The sequence below is a fragment of the Stieleria sp. JC731 genome, assembly GCF_020966635.1.
In the GTDB taxonomy this organism is placed as follows: Bacteria; Planctomycetota; Planctomycetia; order Pirellulales; family Pirellulaceae; genus Stieleria.
The window spans coordinates 1,458-8,387 of the sequence record NZ_JAJKFQ010000041.1; the positions used below are offsets into that span (position 1 = coordinate 1,458).

General features: G+C 51.7%; 3 protein-coding genes. All 3 read left to right on the forward strand.

The features are described 5' to 3' along the window. The first annotated feature begins 813 nt into the window (after positions 1-813). The 3 genes from LOC67_RS27110 to LOC67_RS27115 all read left to right on the forward strand — a co-directional run bounded on the left by LOC67_RS27110 (position 814) and on the right by LOC67_RS27115 (position 6,220). Positions 814-1,314 carry a hypothetical protein gene (locus LOC67_RS27110; RefSeq protein WP_230265991.1) on the forward strand — a complete coding sequence of 167 codons (501 nt, stop codon included), beginning with the start codon at positions 814-816 and terminating at the stop codon, positions 1,312-1,314. A 174-nt stretch (positions 1,315-1,488) separates the two neighbouring features. Then, complete coding sequence (locus LOC67_RS27830) at positions 1,489-2,163, forward strand: DUF1559 domain-containing protein (protein WP_410001184.1); 675 nt, start codon at positions 1,489-1,491, stop codon at positions 2,161-2,163. Positions 2,164-5,668: 3,505 nt separating this feature from the next. Beyond that, positions 5,669-6,220 (forward strand): hypothetical protein, encoded by a 552-nt coding sequence (locus LOC67_RS27115; protein ID WP_230265992.1) that lies wholly within the window; start codon positions 5,669-5,671, stop codon positions 6,218-6,220. Positions 6,221-6,930: the final 710 nt, after the last annotated feature.

Here is a 6,930-nt window from a genome sequence, read left to right on the forward strand (position 1 = left end):
CTATCGCATTTGATGCCACGGTTTTATTTCTGCTCCGATATAGCTGGTCAGACGCCCTATGCGCCAGCCGAAAAATCTATGCTCGTTCCCCTTGGCGATTTGAATCGGGTAGACTGGTCAGCAGCGATGTGGTGCAGACCGTGGTCGTGTGTACCACGCGAACCATGACATGAACCGAAGTGACGGAGTCGGGGTTTTTGAAGTGGTTAGTCATCTGCCGTCACTCGGTTATGTCTACCGTTCGCGCGGATGGTTGTGCCTGCGATAACCACCGCCTGTCTTCGATGCTGACGGATCTGGCCCATCTGATCTCACCTGACAACCATTAACCGATCGCCGCAACTGAGTTTGTGGTTTGATAGTTGCTCTTGATCGCGGCCCAATGGATTTTGCGAGACCTCAGTTTCCTTTGGATCGCAAGTGAATTCACGGTTGCATTGTCTCGCTTAGATACGGCCCAGTCGAATTTAAGAGACAATAGGTTCCAATCAATCGCAACTGATTTCGTGGCGTCAAACAACGCCCGCCGGATTTCAGCAGACAGCAGTTTCCTGTCTATCGCATTCGATGTCATAGTCTGATTTCTGCTCCGCGATAGCTGATCAAACGCCCATACCGGCGGCCGCAATATTAATACTCGTTCCCCTTGGCCATTCCGATCGGGTAGACTTGTCAGCAGCGATGTGATGCAGACTGTGGTCGTGTGTACCACGCGAACCATGACATGAACCGAAGTGACGGAGTCGCGGTATTTGAAGTGGTGAGTCGTCCGCCGTCACTCGGTTATGTCCGCCGTTCGCCGACTGATGTTGCATGCCCGACACCTCGACATACGCAACCAAGAATCTTCATCGTTCGCTCGAGCGTGTTCGTAGCTGCTCTCGGTTGCCGTTTCATATCCCCGAATCGACTTACGTTTACGTTGATGGCCTTTTGCCGTGTTGCTCGGATCTGAAAACCGGATTGTTTGATGTCCTTTTCAGTTCAAATGATCAATCGCTTGACGAGGCCATTATTTCCGCCGCTGTTCCAACTGAACTGATGGGTCCGCTCCAACGCCTACGAAACAGGCACATTGATTTGCAGCTAGAAAAAGAATCCGCAATTCGGGCACAGCGTTTCTGTGATGCAAAGGCAATCCTCAAATGGCAGCGTGACGTTGACTCGCTTATCGCAAAACTAGTTCCTAAGCACATGCGAGTTTCACCCGATACCGTTGTGTCGGCGATTCGCTCGCTCGGATACAATGGACCATTGCCTGATGTTGACCAAGGTAGCGGCGAACCAGGCGATGCACGTGAGTCGCCGAGATGAGGTTTTTGAAGTGGTGAGTCGTTCCCGGCGACCACGTGATCGTTATCGTTCGTCCAACGCGGAGCGTCTTTTCTGAAATCCAAGCTCAAACATATTGCAATCGTGTTCGGCATCACGGCTTGTGCAGTTCTGTTGTTGTCGCTTTTCAACCACGCGTCAACACGCAGAGCGGAAATGAATTGCACCAACAACATGCGTTCTGTTGGTCTTGCGATCAAGAACTACCACGCTGCATTCAAGCGTTACCCGTCACCAGATTTCGGCGGGCACAGTTGGCGTATTCGATGCCTTCCGTTCGTGATGGCATCCCCGATGTACTCAGAGTATCGATTCGACGAGCGATGGAATTCACCCAACAACATCACAATTGACACGCGCCCGTTTCAGAGCAAGAAGATCGTTGACGAGAATGCCGACGTGCCAATGGAGGTTCTGGGAATTCCCTACCCGTATCCTTGCCCGTATTCCGATAATGCACATTTCGCGTCGTATCTAATGCTCGTTGGTGACAACGCATTCGGAAAACCCAGCGGTTGGCGAAAAAATTCCGAGCTACTAGACGATCCGGAATCAACCATAGCAGTTGTCGAAACGACCGATACGACGACCCACTGGCTCTCCCCTAGTGATCTAAACGTTGCGACTATGTCTTTTACTGTTAACGACGGCCCGAACTCAATTTCAAGTCGGCATCCAAGAGGTCCAGTTGTGCTTTTTTGCGACTGGGCTATTTATCGATTGAATCCATCGATCGATGAAGATACGTTGAAAGCTATGGTTACGATTAGCGGTGGCGAGGAACTTTCACGCGAACTCCTTATTGAGCGTGGATTGCTGCTCGAGCCGTAACCGAAGAAATGGACGAACCATGACATGCACGGGAGGACGGCTTGCGCGGTTTTTGAAGTGGAAAGTCTTTCGTCCGTCCCCCGTGATGTCCGCCGTTCGTCCTACAGCTAAGTAATGTGATGGCACCACAAACTTCGCCCGCAGATGTTGTAGCGATATTCTGTATCGCCTTGGTGGCGGGGGTTGGAAACTGGATCATTGGATTCATGTCCCGTCGTTCGACTAAAGATATCGAACAACTTCTGGGGGAGATTAACCGAGACCTTCCACCCCAAGACGTCAATTGTATTGCAAGCTTCTTTGATCAAAGCTTGCTTGGTTTTTCGCTTTGCACCATTCCATTTGTGGGTTGCGCGACTGGTGCTACCGTTACATCACTGATGCGAGACCACGGATACATCATTTCTCCCTTGCTTCTTCTGATTGGTCCCGGAATGCTGTGGATACTATTGCTAATTTGCAGTCGAAAGCGTAAGTGTGTTTTGGAACGACTAGTCCAACGCCAAATCGAGAATGATGCTGATGACTCTAATGGCGGTCAACTCTGTGGGCCGGTAGATTATAGCGAGAACCCTTTTTTGCCACCGCGCCGCTGAGTTGCTGGGCGGACGAACCATCGCGTGCACCGGAGTACGCGAGTCGACGTTTTTGAAGTGGTTAGTTTTTCGCGCGTACCCGGTGACGCGTAGCGTTCGCGCGGGTAGATAAGCCGCCGGATAACTCAGCTCCTTCTCAGTTGATCATCGCCCTTTGCTATACATGGCGTTTTGATTCGGCCCATCTGATTTTACGTGACAACCGCGAGCTGATCGCCGCAATTGAATTAACGGTTTGACAGATGTGCTTGAACGCGGCACACGAGATCTCACGAGACGACAGTTTCCTATCGATCGCAACTGAATTCACTGTTGGATTGTGTTGCTTGAACAAGGCCCATCGGAATTCATGGGACAGCAATCTCCTATTTATCGCATTTGATGTTACGGTTTGATTTTGGCTCCGAGATAGCGGATCAAAGGTCCTAACCGCCGGCCGATATATCTATGCTCGTTCCCCTTGGCGATTCAAATCGGGTAGACTTGTTGACAGCGATGTACTGCTGGCCGTGGTCGTGTGTACCACGCGAACCATGACATGAACCGAAGTGACGGAGTCGGGGTTTTCGAAGTGGTTAGTCATCCGCCGTCACTCGGTTATGTCCGCCGTTCGCGCGGATGGTTGTGCCTGCGATAACCATCGCCTGTCTTCGATGCTGACGGATCTTGCCCATCTGATCTCACCTGACAACCATTAGCCGATCGCCGCAACTGAGTTTGTGGTTTGATAGTTGCTCGTGATCGCGGCCCAATGGATTACGCGAGACTTCAGTTTCCTATTGATCGCAATTGAATTCGCCGTTTGATTATCGTTGCGGATCACGGTCCATCTAATCCAAAGGGACAACAATTTTCTGTTGGTCGCATTTGATGCCACGGTTTGTTTTCTGCTCCGAGATGGCTGATCAGACGCCCTATGCGCCAGCCGAAAAATCTATGTTCGTGCCCATTCACGATTCCGATCGGGTAGACTTGTCGACAGCGATGTACTGCTGGCCGTGGTCGTGTGTACCTCGCGAACCATGACATGAACCGAAGTGACGGAGTCGGGGTTTTTGAAGTGGTTAGTCGTCCGCCGTCACTCGGTTATGTCCACCGTTCGCGCGGGTAGATGGACTGTTTGATGACTCATCTCTAAACAACATGGTCATCGCCCTTCTTAGTTCCAGGCGTCTGATTTCGGCCCATCTGATTTCACGTGACAAGTGCTAGCTGATCGCCGCAACCGAATTAACGGTTTGATAGTTGCCGCGTGATCGCGGCCCAATGGATTTTGCGAGACGTCAGTTTCCTATTGATCGCAACTGAACTCACCGTTTGATTATCGTTGGGGATCACGGCCCATCTGATCTAAAGGGACAGCAGTTTCCTGTCTATCGCATTTGAGGCCACGGTTTGATTTCTGCTCCGATATAGCTGGTCAGACGCCCTGTGCGCCAGCCGAAAAATCTATGCTCGTTACCCTTCGCGATTCCAATCGGGTAGACTTGTCACCAGCGATGTGGTGCCGACTGTGGTCGTGGGTACCTCGCGAACCATGACATGAACCGAAGTGACGGAGTCGGGATTTTAGAAGTGGTTAGTCGTCCGCCGTCACTCGGTTATGTCCACCGTTCGCGTGGGTAGGTGAACCGTCTGATATAACATCAGTCTCCAGCTTGGTCATCGCCCTCTGCAATTTGAAGCGTATGAATCTGGCCCATCCGATCTCACCTGGCAACCATTAACCGATCGCCGCAACTGAGTTTGTCGTTTGATAGTTGCTCGTGAATTTGGCCCAATTGATTTCTTGAGTTATCGGTTTCCAATCAATCGCATTTGATGTCACGGTTGATTTCTGCGCCGAGATAGCAGTTCAAACGACCTATGCGCCAGCCGAAATATCAATGCTCGTTCCCCCTGGCCATTCCGATCGGGTAGACTTGTCAGCAGCGATGTGGTGCCGACTGTGGTCGTGGGTACCTCGCGAACCATGCCGTGCACGCGAAGGTCGGGAGTCGTGTTTTATTGAAGTGGTGAGTCCACCGCCCGACCTCGGTGACGGCTACCGTTCGCGCGGATGGTTGTGACTGATAACCAACGCCTTTCATCAATGCTGCTGAATCCGGCCCATCTGATTCAGCGTCGCAACTGTAAGCTGATCGCTGCAATTGAAATTGCGGTTTGATAGTCGTGCCTGGAACCGGCCCAACGGATCTCAAGGAACCGCAGTTTCCTATTAATCGCACTTGATGTCACGGTTTGATCTTTGCTCCGAGACTGCTGCTCCAACGCCTTGAGTGCCGGCCGCAAAATTCATGCTGTTTCCCCTTGGCGATTCGAATCGAGTAGACTTGTCTTCAGCGATGTACTGCAGACCGTGGTCGTGGGTACCACGCGAACCAGTTGGTGCACCGAAGTCGGCGAGTCGACGACTTTTGGGTTTTAGTTTCACCTCAATCGCGCCGACTCGGTGACCATGACCGTTCGCGCGGGTAGATGAACCGCTGACTGACTCATCTCGCTCTCAGTTGGTCATCGCCCTTTGCACTTCCAAGCGATTGGATTTGGCCCATTTGATTTCACCTATCAACTGTTAGCTGATCGATGCAATTGAAGTTGCGGTTTGATAGTTGCGTCTGAACTCGGCCCAATGGATTTTGCGAGGCATCAATTTCCTATTGATCGCAATTGAATTCACGGTTTGATTGTCGTTTGCGAACTCGACCCATCAGATTTCACGATGCGTCAGTTTCTTGTTGATCGCTTCTGATGTCACGGTTTGGTCCCTGCTTGGAGATTGCTGGTCAAACGCCCTACCCGCCGGCTGAAATATCAATGCTTGTTCCCCTTTTGCCATTCCGATCGGGTAGACTTGTCACCAGCGATGTAGTGCCGACTGTGGTCGTGTGTACCACGCGAACCATGACATGAACCGAAGTGACGGAGTCGGGGTTTTTGAAGTGGTTAGTCGTCCGCCGTCACTCGGTTATGTCCGCCGTTCTGCCAAATTGGAAATGAAGACAGCCCTCTGCAGCTTGATGCTTCTGTTTGCCGGATGCAGCGTGGACGAGTTCGAGAGATTCTCAATCGCAACAACGACGTTTGACCGAGCGACGAAGACTTACAGCGATGCTGGATCTCAGGACTCTGCGACTGCTGACGAAGTGAATGCCGTGGTTTCCTCGATCGACTGGACCTCTGGTGACACACGATCTGCCATACAGGTCAAACGTCTTGGATCAGACGCAAATGAGCCGCATCTTCAAATTCAACATGACTTGAAATCGCACGACGTTCGCATTTATGCTGATTGGACGACGGCTCACGAGCGACGGGCGCAACACGCTCACCCAAAATCCGATGCTGCCGTATCGAGGCTTGTAGCCGCATTCACAAGAGGTGAAGACTGGACGCCTTTTGCTGACTCGTCCGTTCCTGGCGGAGACGTTGTGGAACACGAAGAGATGGCAGAACAATGAAATGCACGCGAGGACGGGAGTCGCGGTTTTCTGTCTGCTTGCAAGTCTTTCACCCGTCCCGCGTGATTTCTACCGTTCGCGCGGGTAGATGGTCCGCTGGATGACTCATCTCTCTCAGTTGGTCATCGTCTATCGCGATTCAAGGCATTTTGATCCGGCCCATCTGATTTAACGTGACATATGTTAGCTGATCGACGCAACTGAATTTGCGGTTTGATTGTCGCGTCTGAATTCGGCCCATCTGATCTCACCTGGCAACTGATAGCTGATCGTTGCAACTGAGCCTGCGGTTTGATTGTTGCTCGCGAACTGGGCCCATTTGATTTCGTGAGCCGTCAGTATCCTGTTTATCGCTTTTGATGTCACGGTTTGATCTTTGCTCCGGGACAGCGGATCAAAGGCCCTAACCGCCGGCCGAGATATCTATGCTCGTTCCCTTTCGCGATTCGAATCGGGTAGACTTGTCAGCAGCGGTGTGATGCCGACTGTGGTCGTGTGTACCACGCGAACCATGACATGAACCGAAGTGACGGAGTCGGGGTTTCTGAAGTGGTTTGTCATCCGCCGTCACTCGGTTATGTCCGCCGTTCCCCGACGAAGCTTGAGTTGATGATGCCATGAACGTTGAGACGATTCGCAACACCATCCGCACAAGCACAGATGAAGTGCAGGCCCTGATCCTCGAATTGCATGAACAAGACCCAGACAAC